Annotated in this window: 15 protein-coding genes; 5 read left to right on the top strand and 10 right to left on the bottom strand. The window is 73.4% G+C overall.

Features of this window, described 5'->3' with window-relative positions; all coding sequences use genetic code 11:
* Positions 1-11 precede the first annotated feature (11 nt).
* On the bottom strand, positions 12-419 hold the full coding sequence (locus BAW75_RS13930) for a roadblock/LC7 domain-containing protein (protein ID WP_013288588.1): 408 nt from the start codon (positions 417-419) through the stop codon (positions 12-14).
* Positions 416-3,484 carry a sensor histidine kinase gene (locus BAW75_RS13925; RefSeq protein ID WP_104113835.1) on the bottom strand — a complete coding sequence of 1,023 codons (3,069 nt, stop codon included), beginning with the start codon at positions 3,482-3,484 and terminating at the stop codon, positions 416-418. The genes BAW75_RS13930 and BAW75_RS13925 overlap by 4 nt, the downstream gene beginning before the upstream one ends.
* 447 nt (positions 3,485-3,931) lie before the next feature.
* Between BAW75_RS13925 and BAW75_RS13920 the strand changes: the two genes are divergently transcribed.
* Positions 3,932-5,113 carry an ABC transporter substrate-binding protein gene (locus BAW75_RS13920; RefSeq protein ID WP_043328278.1) on the top strand — a complete coding sequence of 394 codons (1,182 nt, stop codon included), beginning with the start codon at positions 3,932-3,934 and terminating at the stop codon, positions 5,111-5,113.
* Between the two features lie 158 nt (positions 5,114-5,271).
* Here the strand turns inward: BAW75_RS13920 and BAW75_RS13915 are convergent, their stop codons facing one another.
* Together BAW75_RS13915 and BAW75_RS13910 are read right to left on the bottom strand one after the other, a co-directional pair.
* On the bottom strand, positions 5,272-6,105 hold the full coding sequence (locus tag BAW75_RS13915; protein WP_104113834.1) for an ABC transporter permease: 834 nt from the start codon (positions 6,103-6,105) through the stop codon (positions 5,272-5,274).
* A 102-nt stretch (positions 6,106-6,207) separates the two neighbouring features.
* The gene (locus BAW75_RS13910; protein ID WP_104113833.1) at positions 6,208-7,236 is read right to left on the bottom strand and encodes an ABC transporter substrate-binding protein; all 1,029 of its coding nucleotides are present in this window, start codon (positions 7,234-7,236) and stop codon (positions 6,208-6,210) included.
* Between the two features lie 284 nt (positions 7,237-7,520).
* On the opposite strand from BAW75_RS13910, the gene BAW75_RS13905 reads away from it, so the two are divergent.
* From BAW75_RS13905 to BAW75_RS13890, 4 genes are all read left to right on the top strand, one after another.
* Positions 7,521-8,303 (top strand): ABC transporter ATP-binding protein, encoded by a 783-nt coding sequence (locus tag BAW75_RS13905; protein ID WP_064446604.1) that lies wholly within the window; start codon positions 7,521-7,523, stop codon positions 8,301-8,303.
* A 2-nt stretch (positions 8,304-8,305) separates the two neighbouring features.
* Positions 8,306-9,256 carry an LLM class F420-dependent oxidoreductase gene (locus tag BAW75_RS13900; RefSeq protein ID WP_104113832.1) on the top strand — a complete coding sequence of 317 codons (951 nt, stop codon included), beginning with the start codon at positions 8,306-8,308 and terminating at the stop codon, positions 9,254-9,256.
* Positions 9,253-9,561 (top strand): cupin domain-containing protein, encoded by a 309-nt coding sequence (locus BAW75_RS13895; RefSeq protein WP_069087953.1) that lies wholly within the window; start codon positions 9,253-9,255, stop codon positions 9,559-9,561. The genes BAW75_RS13900 and BAW75_RS13895 overlap by 4 nt, the downstream gene beginning before the upstream one ends.
* Before the next feature lie 74 nt (positions 9,562-9,635).
* Positions 9,636-12,254, top strand: coding sequence for a hypothetical protein (locus BAW75_RS13890; protein WP_104113867.1), 2,619 nt, complete (start codon positions 9,636-9,638; stop codon positions 12,252-12,254).
* Positions 12,255-12,300: 46 nt separating this feature from the next.
* On the opposite strand, the gene thiC is transcribed toward BAW75_RS13890, so the two are convergent.
* From thiC to thiO, 6 genes are all read right to left on the bottom strand, one after another.
* On the bottom strand, positions 12,301-13,884 hold the full coding sequence (gene thiC / locus BAW75_RS13885; RefSeq protein WP_104113831.1) for a phosphomethylpyrimidine synthase ThiC: 1,584 nt from the start codon (positions 13,882-13,884) through the stop codon (positions 12,301-12,303).
* Between the two features lie 17 nt (positions 13,885-13,901).
* Complete coding sequence (gene thiD, locus BAW75_RS13880) at positions 13,902-14,690, bottom strand: bifunctional hydroxymethylpyrimidine kinase/phosphomethylpyrimidine kinase (RefSeq protein WP_104113830.1); 789 nt, start codon at positions 14,688-14,690, stop codon at positions 13,902-13,904.
* Positions 14,687-15,460, bottom strand: a complete 774-nt coding sequence (locus BAW75_RS13875) for a thiamine phosphate synthase (RefSeq protein WP_083296967.1) — start codon at positions 15,458-15,460, stop codon at positions 14,687-14,689. The genes thiD and BAW75_RS13875 overlap by 4 nt, the downstream gene beginning before the upstream one ends.
* A gap of 62 nt (positions 15,461-15,522) precedes the next feature.
* Positions 15,523-16,296, bottom strand: a complete 774-nt coding sequence (locus tag BAW75_RS13870; protein ID WP_104113829.1) for a thiazole synthase — start codon at positions 16,294-16,296, stop codon at positions 15,523-15,525.
* Between the two features lie 5 nt (positions 16,297-16,301).
* Complete coding sequence (gene thiS, locus BAW75_RS13865) at positions 16,302-16,502, bottom strand: sulfur carrier protein ThiS (RefSeq protein ID WP_104113828.1); 201 nt, start codon at positions 16,500-16,502, stop codon at positions 16,302-16,304.
* The coding region (gene thiO, locus BAW75_RS13860) for a glycine oxidase ThiO (RefSeq protein WP_104113866.1) at positions 16,493-17,544 on the bottom strand (1,052 nt) is incomplete at its 5' end. The genes thiS and thiO, both read right to left, overlap by 10 nt.

The raw sequence follows: 17,544 nt of genomic DNA, 5'->3' as shown, positions 1-17,544 counted from the left end.
CGGCGGCCCGGTCAGGACCGGACGGCGTCCCTCGGCAGCGGGACCAGCGCCTGACCGACCCGTTCCACGAGCAACGCCATCTCGTAGCCGACCTGGCCCACGTCGCAGCTGCGCGCCGCGAGCACGGCCATCGACGAGCCGTCGCTGATGGACATCAGGAACAGGTAGCCGCTGTCCATCTCGATCACGGTCTGCAGCACCCCGCCGGCGCTGAACATGCGCGCCGCGCCCTCGGTCAGGCTCACCACGCCGGAGGTGATCGCGGCAAGCTGGTCGGCCCGGTCCCCCGGCAGATCCCGGGAGGAGGCGAGCAGCAGCCCGTCCGCGGAGACCGCCACCACGTGGGCGATGCCCGCCACGCTGTCGGCGAAGTTGGTGAGAAGCCAACCCATGTCCTGCATGGCCGCCGGCCTGTTCATCGGTTCGTCTCCTTGGTCGAGGTGCTGTTCAGGTCGGCGCCGGCCGTACGGCCCCGCTGGACGCCACGGTGGTAGGCGGAGAGCAGCCCCCGGACCTCGTCCGGCGTGCGCCGGCTGCGGTCCCGGCCGCTCTTCGGCTCTATCCCACCAGGCACGAGCTGGGCCTGCGGCACCCGCTTGGGCAGGCCGGAACGGGTGGTGCCGCCGGTGGTGGGCTCCGCGGCCCGGCTGGCCCGCGTCCAGCCCTCGTCGGCCGCCGTACGCCAGGCGCTCGGGTCGATGGCGGGTGCGGGCTCGGCGGCGGGTGGCGGCGCCGGGGCGGCCGGTGGCGGTGCCGCGGCAGCCGTGGGCGGCGACGCGACGGCGGGCGACGACGGGGCGGCGTCCGCGGGTGACGCGGACGGCACGGCCGGTGCGTGGTACGCGGCCGGCGTGCTCAGCCCCGACGCCTGGGCGCCCGGGGTACGGGTGGGCAGGGGCGGGCGAGCCGACGCCGCGGGCGGCGGCACGGCCGGCTGGGCCGGCGCGGGCGGCTCGTCGAAGGTGGGCCGAGTGAAGATCGTGGTCTCGTCCTCTCCGTGCGAGCGGAACCAGACCGCCTCCATCTCCCGGAATATCGGGGCCTCGGCCCGCTGCTCGGGACGGGCCACCACGGGCGTCGCCGGGGTGGTCTCCACCGCCGGCGCCGCGGCGAGCGGCTGGTAGGCCGGAGGTGCGACCGGCTGGGCGGCCTCGACGCCCGGCGACCGCTTGGGCAGCGGGTCCAGCGCCGGGTACGCCACCGTCGGCCCGCCGGCCGACCAGCCCGCCCCGGAGACCGGGGCCGGCGTTGCCGGAGGCGCCGGGACCGCCGGCAACGTGCCGGTCGCCCCGCCCAGTTGTACGGCGGGAGTGGTGTCCCGCGCCTCGGCGGGCGCCTGCCACCTGGCGGGCGGGGCGGTGGTCGCCCCGCGCCACCCGTCGGCGAGCGTCGCGGTGGCGGCGCCCCGGCCGGCGCCGGCAAGCGCGTCGGCGACGCCGACCTGGCTCAGCGGCGACTGCTCGACGGCCAGCGGCTGGCGCGGCCGGGTCAGCGGGGCCTGACCACGGTTGGCCGGCAGCACCACTGTCGAGTTCGGCAGCGTGACCTGGGCGACGGTGCCGCCCTCGACGTTGCGGCGCAGCTCGACCCGGATGCCGTACCGGGAGGCGAGCCGGCTCACCACGGCCAGACCCATCAGCCGGAACGCTGCCACGTCGACGGTCGGCGGCGCGGCCAGACGCCGGTTGAGCGAGTCGAGCTGTTCGTCGCTGAGGCCGAGCCCCCGGTCCTCGATCTGGATCAGCACGTAGTCGCGGATCCGGCGGCCGTCGGCCACCACCGAGGTGTTCGGCGGCGAGAAGCGGGTGGCGTTGTCGAGCAGTTCCGCGACCAGCCGGACGACGTCGTTGACGGCGTGGGCGGCCACCGAGATGTCGGTGTCGACGGTGCCGAACTCGATCCGGTTGTAGAGCTCCACCTCGGACTGCGCAGCACGCAGCACGTCGACCAGGAGCGCGTCGTCGCGACGCGGCACCGCCGAGTCGGCGCCGGCGAGCACCAGCAGGTTCTCGTCGTTGCGGCGCATCCGGGTGGCCAGGTGGTCCAGCTCGAACAGCTGCGCCAGACGCTTCGGGTCCTCCTCGGACCGCTCGATCGCGTCCAGCTCGCCGATCATGCGGTCGACCAGGCTCTGCGAGCGGCGGGCCAGGTTGAGGAACATCGCCGAGACGCTCGTGCGCAGCGCGGCCTGCTCGGCCGCCACCCGCACCGCCTCCCGGTGGACCACGTTGAAGGCGACGGCCACCTGGCCGACCTCGTCGCGGTTGGTCAGCTTGATCGGGTCCCGGACCTGCTGGACGATCTCGTCCACGCCGCCGTCACCGATGGCGTTGACGTTCTGCAGCCGGCTCACCGCGTCCGGCAGGTCGTGGTTCGCCACCGCGAGCGCGCCCTCACGCAGCCGGCGCAGCGAGTCGTTCAGCGACCGGGCGAGCACCACGGCGAGCGTCACCGCGACGGCCAGCGTGATCAGCACCAGCAGGCCCTCCACGACCGCCTGCTGGATCACGTCGGCGCGTACCTCGTCGGCGTCGGCGAGCAGGTCGTCCAGGAGCTGGATCTCCGCCCACCGCATCAGCTCGTCGACCGCGCCGATGGCGTCGGACGCCTCCTGCCGGGTGACGAGCGCGGGACGCCCGACCGAGCGGGACAGGTCGGCGGCGACCCGGTCGGCGAGCTGGACGGCGTCACCGGAGACGGTGCGGTCCACCAGGGCCCGCTGGGCCGGCGTCGCGGACCGGGAGAAGGTGAGCAGCGCCTCCTGCTGACTGGTCAGGGTGGCCACGAAGGAGGAGAACTGCTCCTCGTCGATCCGGCCGGCGCCGAGCGCGGTGAAGGCGACCGCCTGTTCCTCGGCCACCGCGGACTTGGCGTGGGCGAACGCGGCCACTGCGCGGCGGGCGTCGGCCAGGCTCTCCGCGCCCGGCTGCTGTGCCAGGGCGTCGCTGTACGCGACCAGGTCGTCCAGGACGATGCCGTAGCGCAGGCTGGCCTCGGCCACCGGCATCTGCGACCGGTCCAGCACCTCCTGGCGCACGCCGTTCAACGTGGACAGGTGGGCGTCGATGACCTTGAGCTGGTTGCTGACCGCGCCCGGCACGTCACCGAGCCGGCGCCGCTCCTCCTGGTACGCCGCGATGCGCTCGTCGGTCTGGCGCACCCGCAGGTTGTACGCGTCCGGCTTCTCGTCCGGCTTGGCCAGGAAGAACGCCGCGGCCATCCGCTCCTTGTGGAGGTCCTGGGTGAGTGCCGAGATGTCCACCGACACGGCCGTCAGCGACCGGACCCGGTCCGCCTCGTACGCGCCCTGTCCCACCGAGACGAGTCGGATAGTTGCCAGTGCGATGACAGCCGCGACCGGAACGACCAGGATGAGGGCGAGTTTCGAGCGGATCCGCGCGTCGCGCAGCCTCGGCAGGCGCCGTCGCCGGTTCCGCTGTTCGGCGTTGGGGCTCCCGGGCAGGGTCGTAGGTCCGGTGCTCACGACATCGCCTCCGTCGTTTCTTCCACGCGCGACCCACTGACCCGTGCCTGGTGCAGCGGCCAGCGCCACGCGCGGCACGGCCGCGATTTCATCAGACGAGATCGTGTTTGGGAAGCCGCAGGGAGGCAGGAAACGGTCGGGGTCGGCGCAACCCGTGATCCGATCACCTAATACCTTCTTTTCTCCAACCCCCTGATCAGGGGATGTCACTCCAGAGTGGTCACACGCTTCTGTGCAGTAATTGTCAGTTAATGTTCCGTGTCCCCAGCATGTGGGATGGCTGTCCCGAAACAGCACTCGAGATCCCGGCTTGACCACAGGCCCCGGCATTGGCAAGGTTTTGCAGGCTTCGCGCACACCGTACGGCACACCAATCCCGTTCCTCCACTGAGGACGGACTAGCGGCGGTGATCGGGCGTCGGCCCGCGCCGCACCTGGAGGACTGAGTTGAGCCCCATCCGCTCCGCGAGCATCGCGGCGCTCGCATCGGCCGTGCTGGCCACCACGCTCACCGGCTGCGGGATCGGCGGGGAACCGCAGGACACCAGCCCCATCGTCATCGCCGCCGACCTGGAACTCTCCGGCGCGTCCGCGCCGGTCGGCAAGGTGTACCAGCGGGCGCTGGAACTGAAGGTCGAGCAGTTGAACTCGTCCGGTGCGCTGGGCGGCCGGAAGATCGATCTGCGGGTCAAGGACAACCGCTCCGACGCTGCGGAGTCCTTGCGGAACATCAATGATTTCAGCGGCGACTCACGGGTGAGCGCCGTCATCATGGGCGGCTGCAACGAATGCGCGGTGGGCGCGGCCCGCACCATCGGCGAGAAGCGCATTCCGACGATCGCACTGGCCTCCTCGAGCGCGGTCACCGAACCGGTGGGCGAACGGCGATATGTCTTCAGGCTCGCCCCGAACGCCGCCGACAGCGCCGCCGCGCTCGCCACCGAACTGGACCGGCGCGACATCCGCAAGGTCGCGCTGCTGCACAGCGCCGACGGTTACGGCCAGGAAGGGCTCACCGCGCTGCGCCGGGAACTGGAAAAGACCACGGTGCGGCTGGTCGGCAACGAATCGGTGCGGCTCACCGACACCGAGGTCGGCACGCAGGTCAACGAATTGATCGCCGCCAAGCCGCAGGCCCTGATCCTCTGGACCACGCCGGAGCAGGCGACGCTGGCCGCGACCACGGCCCGGCAGAGCAAGTTCCGCGGGTCGCTGTTCTTCGACGCCGCGGCCGCCGGCGACCTCTTCCTGGGCCCGTCGGCCCGCTCCACCGAAGAGGCCACGCTGATCTTCACGCAGACCATGGTGATCGACGACGTGATCGCCACCACACCGGCCAAGGCGGCGCGCCGGCAGTGGTTCCAGGAGTACACCGCCCGCTTCGGCGGCTACAACGGCTTCTCCTCGTTCGCGGCCGACGCGGTCCAGCTGATCGTCGACGCCGAGCAGCGCGCCGGTGGCGAACCGGGCACTGTCGACCGGGACGCGCTGCGCGACGTGCTGGAGACCTCGCAGCTGGACGGGCTGTCCGGGCCGATCCGGATGACGCCGGACAACCACTCCGGGTTGATGCCGCAGGCGTTGACGACGCTGGTGGCTCGTGGTGGGCGTTGGCGGCTCGCCGGTTAGTCACTGTTGGGGCGTGGCCCCACCGCAACCGGCTCCGGGCGGTCAGGCTTGATCCCTGCGCCGGTTGCGGTGGGGCCACGCCTGTCGTGGTCGGCCGCCATCCGTGGGTTGAGGTTTCCTTCTGGGTTCTCGGCCGACGTCGGGTTACCTGGTTGTGGTCAGCGGGCTGAGGTGGTGGCCTTCACCCAGGGCAGGGCCAGGCGCTCGACGAGGCTGAGGGCGGCGTAGAGCGCGATGCTCATCAGGGCCACCAGCACGATCGCCGCCCAGGCGGTGGCGGTGTCGCCGACGCCGTTGTACTGCAGGATCTGGTAGCCCAGACCGGGACGGTCCGAGTAGAACTCGCCGATCACCGCGCCGATCGCGGCCAGCGGCATGGCCACCTTGAGCCCGACGAAGATCTGCGGCAGCGCGGACGGGAAGCGCACCTTGCGGAACGACTGCCACCACGAGGCGTTCAGCGACCGGCTCAGCTCCGCCAGGTCCGCCGGCGTGGTGGTCAGGCCGGTGGCGGTGGAGAGCACGATCGGGAAGAAGCAGAGCAGGAACACCATGGTCAGAATGGGTTTCTGACCCCAGCCGACGGCCACCACCAGCAGCGGCCCGAACGCGATCTTCGGGACCGCGTTCACGGCCACCAGCAACGGCGCGAACATCCGCTCGACCCGGCGGGACGCGGCCAGCGCCATCCCGATCAGCACCCCGGCGGCCGACGAGAGCAGGAAGCCGAGCACCGTCATCCAGGTGGTGATGCCCAACGCGGGCAGCAGCACGTCGGTGGCGTTCGCGAGGGACTCCCCCACCGCCTGCGGCGGCGGCAGCGCGGCCGGGTGCACCAGGTTCAGCCCCGAGGTGACCAGCCACCAGCCGGCCACCGCGATCACCAGGCCGAGCGCCGGCAGCCCGACCGCAGCCGGACGTACGGCGAACCCGCGCCGGACCGCCGGGCGCGGCTGCGGCGCCTCCGGCCGGGCCTCGGTCAACTGTGTCAACGTGTCCTCCTCTCTGCGCCGGTCGGTGCGACCGGCACGGGAAGGGGGTGCGCCCCGCCGGGTGTCCGGCGGGTCGCACCCCCGTTGGCCCGAGCGGACCGGTCAGGCCTTCGGCGCGAGGTCGAAGTCGATGATCTGGTCCGGGGTGAGGTCCTGCTTGAGCGCGCCCGCGCCCTTCAGCAGGGCGATGCTCTTGGCCACCCGGCCGCTGTCCAGCGTGCCGATCGCGGTGCCGGAGTTGCTCGACCGGACGTACGCGGCCATCAGCTGAAGCTCGGCGGAGGCCGCGGCCGGGACGGCGGCCGGCACGTTCTTCTTCAGGATCTCGGCGGCCTCGTCCGGGTGCGCCAGCGAGTACTCCAGGCCCTTGAGCAGCGCGGCGGTGAACTTCTTCACCATCTCCGGCTTCTCCTTGGCGAGCTTCGTGGAGGTGATCAGCGCGTTGCCGTAGAGGTCCTGCATCACGTTGCTGTACGGCAGGATGACCGGCTTCTTCTTGGTCACCGTCTCCACCGTCGGCTGGCCGACGACGAACTGGCCGATGCCGTCCACCGAGCCGGAGCCGAGCATCGGCATCAGGCTCTGCGCCTCACCGTTGACCCAGGTCACCTTGCTGCCGTCGATGCCGGCGAGCCGCGCGTACGTGGGGAAGAGGTTGCGCACGACGGAGGAGGGGGTGTCCGCGAGCTTCTTGCCCTCGAGGTCCTTCGGGGTGGCGATGTTCTTGCCCTCGACCGTGACGATCGCGGCCATGGTGCGCTGCTGGATCGCGGCCACCGCCACGAAGTCCTTCGCCAGGCCGTTGCCGAGCTGGAGGATGCCACCGGTCAGGTCGATCGGGCCGAACTGGGCCTGCCCGCCGGTGATGGTCTGGATGACGGAGCCGGTGCCCTGGCCGGGCTTGATGTCGACGTCGAAACCGGCCTCCTTGAAGAAGCCCTTGTCCTTCGCCACCCAGGCGTAGGAGTCACGGCCGAAGTTGCCGAACGAGGTGAGGTACGTCACCTTTTCCAGCGCGCCGCCGTTTCCGCCGCCGCTCTCGGACTTGTCCGAGTCGCTGCTGCAGCCGCCCACGAGGGCGAGGGCGGTAGCCAGAGCCGCGGCGGCGACCGTACGGGTCAGCCTTCTCATCAGTGCACCATGTCCTTTCCGACCAGGACTTTCTCGCCGGTCGGGTCGTGGGTCCGACGGGGCCGGCAGGAGGGTTGGGCCGACTGGACCGTCGTGAGGGGACTCTTCGCGCGCAACAGCGTACGAGAAGGCGGATGGCGCGCTCCCTCCGTCCCGGTTGCGGAACGGAAACGAAGTTGCGTGACGGAAAGCGGACTGACGTCCACCCCGGACAGTGCTATAAGCACCGTCCGCTACGCTAGCCCGGCTCGCATTCGGACGACGTGGAAGGGAGCCGGCGGAAGATGATCCGACTGTCCGGGGTGTCCCGCACCTTCGACGGCCGATCCGGGCAGGTGGAGGCGCTGCGCGGCATCGACCTCGACGTCGCCGAAGGCGAGTTCGTCGCCGTACTCGGCCGGTCCGGCTGTGGCAAGTCCACGCTCCTGCGCATGATCGCCGGCCTGCTCCCGGTCAGCGGCGGCGAGATCACCGTGGCCGGTACGCCGATCACGAAGCCCCGCCGCGACGTGGCCATGCTGTTCCAGCGGCCGGCCCTGCTGCCCTGGCGCACGGTGCTGGACAACGTGCTGCTGCCGGTGGAGATCTTCGGCTGGCGCCGGGCCGAGCACCGCGACCGCGCCCGCCAGCTGCTGGAGATGGCCGGGCTGGGCGGCTTCGAGAAGCGGCTCCCGCACGAGCTGTCCGGTGGCATGCAGCAGCGCGTCTCGCTCTGCCGGTCGCTCATCGGCTCACCCCGGGTGATGCTCATGGACGAGCCGTTCTCCGCGCTCGACGCGCTCACCCGCGAGGAACTTTCCGGCGAACTCCAGCGGGTGCACATGGAGACGAAGGCCACGATCGTCTTCGTCACCCACTCGATCGACGAGGCGGTGCTGCTCGCCGACCGGGTCGTCGTGCTCAGCCCGCGCCCCGGCCGGATCCGCGAGGTGGTCGAGGTGAACGTCCCCCGGCCCCGCACGCTCGGCCGGCACGAACACCTGGCCGACGTCGCGCGGATCAGCGCCGAGCTGCACGAACTGCTGATGGAGCGGGACGCCCCCGGCGTACCCGTGGGAGGACGGTGACCATGCGGGTCTCGGTCTTCACCGAACCCCACCGCGGAGCGGACTACGACGACCAGCTCCGGTTCGCCCGGCTGGTCGAGGAGACCGGCTTCGAGGGCTTCTTCCGGGCCGACCACTACCGGGCGATGGGGGACGAGCCGGCGCTGCCCGGCCCCACCGACGCCTGGCTGACGCTCGCCGCACTGGCCCGGGAGACCTCCCGGATCCGGCTCGGCACGCTCGTCACGTCCGCCACGTTCCGGCTCCCCGGGCCGCTCGCCGTCATGGTCGCCCAGGTCGACCGGATGAGCGGCGGCCGGGTCGAGCTGGGCATCGGCGCCGGCTGGTATGAGCGTGAGCACACCGCGTTCGGCATCCCGTTCCCGCCGGTCAGCGAACGCTTCGACCGGCTCGCCGAGCAGCTGGAGATCGTCACCGGGCTGTGGCGCACCCCGGCCGACGAGACGTACAGCTTCACCGGCGAGCACTACCGCCTGGTCGACGCGCCGACGCTGCCCAAACCGGTGCAGCAGCCCGGCCCGCCGGTGATCGTCGGCGGCCGGGGACCGAAGCGCACGCCCGAGCTGGCCGCCCGCTACGCCGACGAGTTCAACATGCCGTTCAAGAGCGTGGCCGAGACCGCCTCCGCGTACGACCGGGTCCGGGAGGCGTGCGACCGCACCGGCCGGGACGCCTCCGGCCGGGCCCCGCTGACGCTCTCCGCCGGCATCGTCGTGGCGATCGGACGCACCGACGCCGAGGCGCAGCGCCGGGCCGCCCCGCTGCACGTCACGAGCGCGCTGCCGCCGGAGGACCCGGTGGTCGGCTCCCCCGCCCAGCTCGTGGACCGGATCGGCGAGTTCGCCGCGATCGGGGCCACCCGGGTGCACCTGCGCCTGATCGACTTCGACGACCTCGACCACGTGGAGCTCATCGCCGCCGAGGTGCTCCCCCAACTGGACGGACCGCGATGACCGAACTCTCCGCCGACCTCGAACTCGGCCCGGTGGGCCAGGAGATCGTGTACGAGAACGACCGCGTACGGGTCTGGCACATCCGGCTGGAGCCGGGTGAGCGGCAGCCGCTGCACCGCCACGACCACCCGTACCTGGTGGTGGCGGTCCAGGGCGCGAAGAACGTGGTGCAGACGATCGACGGCACCACCATCGACGCCGACGAGCCGACCGGCGGCGTCGTCTACCGGGATCCGGGCGCGGTGCACATGCTGACCAACGTCGGCGACACCACCTACCTCGCCCGCCTGGTCGAGCTGAAGTAGCCACGCCGGCAGGTTCGCCGCGCCGCGCGGCGGCAAGGTGGCGATCGGGGGCACCGGGCCGTAACGTGCCGGACATGGCCTTTCGGACGTGGGGCAGGCTGCTGCTCACGGCGCTCGGAGTGAGCGTACTGGCCGGGGCCGGCCAGTTGGGCATCGCGTACGGCTTCGGAGTCGTCCGCCTCGACGGCGCGTTCGTCGACGCCTCGGTGAACAGGTGGCCCGCCCAGCTCGTCTGGGTGGGCTGGTTCGCCGTGGTCGCCACGGTCGCCGGAGCCGTCCTCACCGAGCGCTTCGCCCGCCGCGACGACCTCCCCGGCGGCACCACCGAACTGCTCTCCATCGCCGGCGTCAGCGCGCTGGGCGCGACGGTGGTCGCCCCGCTGTGCATGCAACCGGCCCGCGCGGCCGAGCTGGCCGGATCCGTCGACCCGGTCTGGGCCGCCGGTGTCTGCGCCGCGCTCGGCGCGGTGGTCGGCGCGGGCGCGGCGATCGCCGTACTGCTGAAGCCGCCATTCGGCTGGGGTGTGGCGATCACCGCCGGGATCGTCTGGCTGCTGGCGCTGCTGTCCGTCGCGCCCACCATCGTCTCGGACCGCCCGCTGGCATCCGTCCGGCTCGGCGTCCTCGAACCGTCCTGGCTGGACCCGGCGGCCGCGCAGCGCCTGTCCATGCTGCTGCTGCCCACGCTGGCCCTGCTCGCCGGTGGCGCGGTCGGCGTGCTGGCCCGCCGCGCCGGATGGCCGCCGCTGGTCGGTGGCGCGGCCGGCGCGGCCGGTCCGGTGCTCGTCGCGTTCGCCTACCTGACTGCCGGCCCGGGCGCGGCGACCGACAGGTACCAGATCGCGCCCTACTACGGCGCGCTGATCGCTGTCGTCGCCGGTGCGCTCGGCTCGACCGCCACCACGATGCTGCCCCGGCCGGTCACCGCCGACGGCGATCCCGATGCAATCGAGGCCACCGACATCCTCGCGCCGCTGCCGCACTCGGCCGCTCCGGGCGTACCGGCCGCGCCGCCCGTGCCTCCGGTGACGAGCGGCGCCGCCGCGCCCGCGCACTGGAACTGGCCGGAGCCCGGCGGCTCGGCCACGGCGACGGCTCCGGCCGGTACCGATCTTCCCGCCGCCGGCCGGCCGGCCCTCGCGGATCTGCCCGCCGCCGATCTGCCGACCGCTGCGGAACGGCCGGCGGGTGAGCGCCCGGCCGTCGCCGACACGAGCCACGGCCAGCCCATGCCGGGTCTGCTGCCCCCGGGGCGCCGGACCTCGGCCATCGACGTCCTCGCCGCGGGCCGCCCCGACCCGGTCGCGGGTCCGGGCACGGGTCCGGGCACGGCCCACGCGGACAGCACCGGCGAGGCGGCCACCACGGACCGTCCGGCCGCTCCCGACCCGGCCGCCGGTTCCGAAGCCACCGATGGAGCGTCCGGGCAGGCCACCGGCATTCCGGCCGACAGCGAGACCGCCACCGCCACCGGCACCGGCACCGGCACCGGCACCGGCACCGGCACGGACGATGCCGCACCGGCGCCGGAAGCGGCGGCGACCACGCCACGGGTGACCCGGCCGCGCCGCACCCGCGCGGGCCGGTCCAGCGGGACTACCGACGGGCCGGTGTCATCCGCCGACGGCACAGCACCCCGCCCCGGAGACGTCACCACTCCCAGCGCCGGCGCGGGCACCACCGCGAAGGACGCATCACCGGCCACCGCCGACAGCCACGTTCCCGGCCCGCGTACGGACAGCGGCGCCCTCGCCGGGCCGGTCACGGCCGACGCGGGCAGTGACACCCCCGCCGCGCCACCGGCCGAAGCCCCCGGAGACACCGGCGCGGCCGGCCGCGCCGCACGCCCCCGGCGTACCCGCACTCCGAAGGCGCCGCGCGCCACCGGTCCGGCCTCCCCCGGCCCGGCCGAGACCGCGCCGACGACACCGGGCGGCCGAACCGAAGCTGCGCCGAGCGGGGGAGCCGACGCCGAGCCGACCCCCCAGGCCACGAACCCGGACCGGGACGACACGAGCACCGACTCGAACGTGGTGGCGCCGACCGGGCGTACCGGACGCAGCTTCTTCTTCGACGACCAGGCGCCCGCCCCGTCGACCCGGCCGCGGTTCGCGATGTTCGAGGACGTGACCGGGCAGCCCGGCGAGGTGCGCCCGGCCTGGCCGATCACCCCGGCGGGCCGGCCGGACCGCGCGACCGCCGAACCGGACGCGCCGGACCGGGACGCCGCGGACGCGGTCGCCCCGGGCGAGCCGGCGCCGCGTCCCCGGCACCGTGGTCTGCCCGAGCCGGGTGCGAGCACCGGTTGGGACGCGCTCGCCACGAACGCCCGCCCGGCGGGGCCGCTCGCCCGGCCGGAGGCGGGGATGCCGCTCGCCCGGCCCGAGGCGGCGACTGCCGTGGCGGGCGAGGCGGGTGCCGCGCTGCCGGAGGCCACGGAGACGGAGGCGGACTCCCGGCGCGGGCGGCACTCCGGACCGGACGACGCCGACGCGCCCGCCGGGAAGTCGAAGGCCCGGCGCGGCCTGTTCCGGCGCAACCGGGCCAAGGATGAGCCGGAGCCGGCCGAGCGTACGGCCGAACCGACCACCGCGGCCGACGACGAGTACGTGGACTGGGTCGCCGGTCTCGCCTCGGACGACAACGCCGACGACGCCCGCTCGCTGCGTACCGGGCGGCACCACCGCGACTGAACGAGCACCGGGGCGGGCCGGGACACCAGGCCCGCCCCGGCTCCGGTCACGCCAGTGGCAGGTAGACCCGTGACCCGCCGGCGACGAACTCCTCCGACTTGTCGCGCATGCCCCGCGCGGCGTACTCCTTCAACTCCTGCGTGATCTTCATGGAGCAGAACTTCGGGCCGCACATCGAGCAGAAGTGCGCGGTCTTGGCGGGCTCGGCGGGCAGCGTCGCGTCGTGGTACGCCCGTGCGGTCTCCGGGTCGAGCGCCAGGTTGAACTGGTCTTCCCAGCGGAACTCGAACCGGGCCTTGGAGAGCGCGTCGTCCCACGCCTGCGCGCCGGGGTGCCCCTTGGCCAGGTCGGCCGCGTGCGCGGCGATCTTGTACGCGATCACGCCCGCCTTCACGTCGTCGCGGTCGGGCAGCCCGAGGTGCTCCTTCGGGGTGACGTAGCAGAGCATGGCGGTGCCGAACATGCCGATCATCGCCGCGCCGATCGCCGAGGTGATGTGGTCGTACGCGGGCGCGACGTCGGTGGTCAGCGGCCCGAGCGTGTAGAACGGCGCCTCGTGGCACCACTCCTGCTGGAGGTCCACGTTCTCCTTGATCTTGTGCATCGGCACGTGCCCGGGGCCCTCGATCATCACCTGGACGTCGTACTCCCAGGCGATCTTCGTCAGTTCGCCGAGCGTGCGCAGCTCGGCGAACTGCGCCTCGTCGTTGGCGTCCGCGATGGAACCGGGGCGCAGGCCGTCACCGAGGGAGAACGTCACGTCGTACTTCGCGAGCAGCGAACACAGCTCCCGGAAGTTGGTGTAGAGGAAGTTCTCCTCGTGGTGCGCCAGGCACCAGGCCGCCATGATCGAGCCACCCCGGGACACGATGCCCGTCACCCGGTCCACCGCCAGCGGCACGTACGGCAGCAGCACCCCGGCGTGCACGGTCATGTAGTCGACGCCCTGCTCCGCCTGCTCGATGACGGTCTCGCGGAACACCTCCCAGCTCAGCTTCACCGGGTCACCGCCGACCTTCTCCAGCGCCTGGTAGATCGGCACCGTGCCGATCGGCACCGGCGCGTTCCGCACGATCGCCTCGCGCGTCTCGTGAATACGCTTGCCGGTGGACAGGTCCATCACGGTGTCCGCGCCCCACCGCGTGGCCCAGGTCAGCTTCTCCACCTCCTCGGCCACCGACGAGGTGACAGCCGAGGTGCCGATGTTCGCGTTGACCTTCACCAGGAACGCCTTGCCGATGATCGCCGGCTCGCACTCCGGGTGGTTCACGTTCAGCGGCAGCACGGCCCGACCGGCCGCGATCTCGTCCCGCACGAACTCCGGCGACACCGACTCCCGGATCGCCACGAACTCCATCTCCGGCGTGACGATCCCGGCCCGCGCGTACGCGAGCTGAGTCGGACGGGTTCCGGCCAGCGGCGTACCGGCGCCGCGTACCGGGGCGACGTCGCCGCGCTCGGCGATCCACGGCCCGCGCAGCGCGGGCAGCCCCACCTCCGGGTCGGAGCCGGGACCGGAGGTGTCGTAGAGCCGTACCGGTGGGTTGTCCCCGGTCAGCGGCACCTCGGCGAACGGCACCCGGATGTCCGGGCGCGACCCTTCCACGTACACCTTGCGACGTGCCTGCATGACAGCCTCCCTGTCGCTCATGCGGACCAGCCGAAGTGGTCCAGCGGGCCGCGTCCCGCGCCCAGCTCCCAGGTCCGCGCGCCGGTCAGCGCGCGTGTGACGTACTCCTTGGCGGCCGCCACCGCGACCGGCACCGCGTCACCCGCGGCGAGCCGGACCGCGACGGCGGCCGAGAACGAACAGCCGGTGCCGTGGTTGTGCCGGGTGTCCACCCGGGGCGCGCGCAGCAGCCGAGTGGTTCCGCCGCCCGACAGGACGTCCACCGACTCGCCGTCGGCGTCCACGTCACCGCCGGTCACCACCACGAACGCCGGTCCGCGCGCCGCCAGCGCCTCGGCCGCCGCCACCATTTCCTCGACCGTGCCCACCGGGGCTCCGGTGAGGGCCGCGGCCTCCGCGCAGTTCGGCGTCGCCACTTCCGCGTACGGCAGGAGCCGCTCGACCGCCTCCACCACGCCGAGCCGGTGCCCACTGGTGGCAACCAGTACCGGGTCGACGACCAGGTGTGGCAGCCGCCCGGCCCGGGCCGCCTCGGCTACCGCGTCGGCGACCGCCGGGGTACCGAGCATGCCGCTCTTCACGGCCCGCACGTCGAAGTCGCCGAGCACGCTGTCCATCTGGTCGCGCACCGTCTGCGGGGGCAGCGGCAGGACGGCGTCCACGCCCCTGGTGCTCTGCGCGGTGACAGCGGTGAGCACGCTCGTGCCGTACGCGCCGAGCGCGGCGAACGTCTTGAGGTCGGCCTGGATGCCGGCGCCTGCTCCGGAGTCGGATCCGGCGATGCTGAGAACTGTTTTCGGCGTCACTGGTCTTCTCCGGTGGTTTGACGGCTGCGGCCGACAGTGGTTGCGGTTCGGGGCTGCGGCCGACCGTGCCCACTCCGGGCGGTCAGGCTTGATCCCTCCGTGGGCACGGTCGGCCGCAGCCCTGTCGCGTGCGGGCTTGCGTCGGATCGCGCGGGGTGGGTGCGCGCCAAGTGGGTGGCCGCCTCCTGGAAGGCTCTGCCCAGCGTGGTGGCGGTTTCTCTCGGGTCGTCCGCGCGCATGATCGCGCCCAGCACGGCTACTCCGGCGGCGCCCGCCTCGACGCATGCGTGGACCTGGTCCGGGTTCTCGATGCCGCCCAGCGCGAGGACGGGCACGGGGCTGACCGCGATCAGCTCGCTCAATCCGCCCGGTCCCAACACAGGGCCGTAGCCGGGTTTTGTCTTTGTCTCGTAGAGCGGGGACAGGGTGGCGTAGTGCTCGGTGGTGAGGCGGGCCAGCTCGGCGGTGTCGTGGCAGGAGCGGCCGACCAGGCCGACGGCGGGCGGCGGGTACGGGCCGGCAGCCGGTAGGTGCACCGCGTCCCCGTCGAGCGGGTCGGGTCCGGCGACGACGAGCGTGCCGCCCGCGTCGGCGAGGATCGCGCGCAGGTCGACGGCGAGCGCGAGGCGTTCGGCGCGCGGCAGGTCCTTTTCCCGCAGCACCACCCACCGCACTCCCCCACCCACGGCAGCCGCCACCACGTCGACGAGCGCCCCCCGGGCCACCCGCCGATCGGTCAGCAGCACGACCCCGCTCGGCCCGCCCTGGATCTTGGTACGCGGCCGCCCCTCGGGGGGCGCCTCCGTACCAAGATCCGCTACGCGTGAGGTGGTCACAGGTCGGGCCGTCCCTCGTCGGGGGTGGACGGCAGGGCGTGGAAGCGGCGGGTGATGCGGCCCGCGCCGTACGCCAGGCGGCCGGCCTCGACCGCGTAGCGCATCGCCGTGGCCATCGCGACCGGGTCGGCGGCCCGGGTCACGGCGCTGGCGAGCAGCACCGCGTCACAACCCAGCTCCATGGCGAGGGCGGCGTCGGAGGCGGTGCCGATGCCCGCGTCGAGCACCACCGGCACGTCGACCGCCGCCCGGATCAGCCGGATGTGGTGCGGGTTGCCGATGCCCAGCCCGGAGCCGATCGGCGACCCGGCCGGCATCACCGCCGCGCATCCCACGTCGGCCAGCCGCCGCGCGAGCACCGGATCGTCCGACGTGTACGGCAGCACGGTGAACCCGTCCGCGACCAGCTCCTCGGCGGCGCGCAGCAGCTCCACCCCGTCGGGCAGGAGCGTGCGCTCGTCGCCGATCACCTCAAGCTTCACCCAGTCGGTGTCGAACGCCTCCCGGGCCAGGTGCGCCGTCTTCACCGCCTCCACCGCGGTACGGCAGCCGGCGGTGTTCGGCAGCAGCCGTACGCCGCACCGCTCCACCAGGTCGAGCAGGCCACCCGACCCGCCGGGCGTGGTGTCGACCCGGCGCAGCGCCAGCGTCACCAGCTCGGTGCCGGCCGCGCGGATCGCCGCCTCCAGCACGTGCAGGTTCGCCGCGCCACCGGTGCCGAGGATGAGCCGGGAGCCGAACCCGACCCCACCGATCTCAAGCGTGGACATCCTGCTCACCCGCCCTGGGTGGCGCTGAGCACCTCGACCCGGTCGCCGACCTGCAGGACGCTCGCCGACCAGCCGCCGCGCGGCACCACCTCGCCGTTCACCGCCACGGCGAGCCCGCGCTCCCGGTCGGTGACGGTGCGGACCACCTCGGCGACGGTGACGCCCTCGGGCAGCGTCCGGCCGGTGCCGTTGACGATCAGTTCCACGTGCGCTCCTTCCCGAAGCGGTCCGGGGTGAAGGGGGCGAGCGCGGGATCCGGCTCGCCGGTGACGATCAGCTCGGTGACCAGGTCGGCGGTGACCGGGGCGAGCACGATGCCGTGCCGGTGATGTCCGGTCGCGGCGAGCACACCCGGCTGCCCGGGCAGCGGCCCGATGATCGGCGCGTTGTCCGGCGTACCGGGGCGCAGCCCGGCGACTGCCTCCACCAGCTCGTACTCGACGAGTTCCGGCACCAGCTCCGTGGCGGCGCGCAGCAGTGTCAGCACGCCACCGGCGGTGACAGCGGTGTCCGCGCGCTCCTCGACCGTCGCCCCGACCACGACCTCGCCGCTGTCCCGGGGCACCAGGTAGACCGGCTCGCTGTCCGCGTACCCCCGGATCACGTGCCGGAAGCCCGGCGGACCGCCACCCGGCGCGCGCAGCCGCAGCACCTGGCCCTTCACCGGGCGGACCGGCAGGCCGGTCAGCGCCGCCGCGCCGCAGCCGGCCGCGACCACAGTGACCCGCGCGTCCACCTCGGACAGCGCGCCGACGCGCGCCGGGCGCAGCTCCACGCCGGCGCGCTCGGCGGCCGTGCGCAGCGCGACGACCAGCCGCCGCGGGTCGACCTGGTGGTCGCCGGGCGCGACAGCGCCGCCGCGCACGCGCGGCGCCAACGCCGGCTCGCGGTCGCGCAGCTCCGAGGGACGCAGCGGCGTGATCGGCAGTTCCAGGCCCTGCTGGTACGACCACAGCCGCCTCGCCTCGGCCAGGTCGTCGGCGGTGAGCCCGACGACGAGCGTGCCCTCGGTGCGGTAGCCGATGTCGACGCCGCTCGCCCCGGCCAGCTCGGTCGCGAAACCGGGCCAGCGGGCGGCGGACTCGACGAGCAGCGCGGTGAGTTCGTGCTCACCGAAGTACGCCTCGGCGACCGGCGACAGCATCCCGGCGGCCACCGACGACGCGCCCGACCCGGGCCGGTCGTCGTGCACCACCACGCGCAGTCCACGTTGCGCGCACCGCCACGCGATCGCCCACCCGACAGGCC

The organism is Micromonospora chalcea (assembly GCF_002926165.1).
In the GTDB taxonomy this organism is placed as follows: Bacteria; Actinomycetota; Actinomycetes; order Mycobacteriales; family Micromonosporaceae; genus Micromonospora; species Micromonospora chalcea.
The sequence above is the reverse complement of the archived record's forward strand: the minus strand, read 5'-3'. Positions and strand labels throughout refer to the sequence as shown.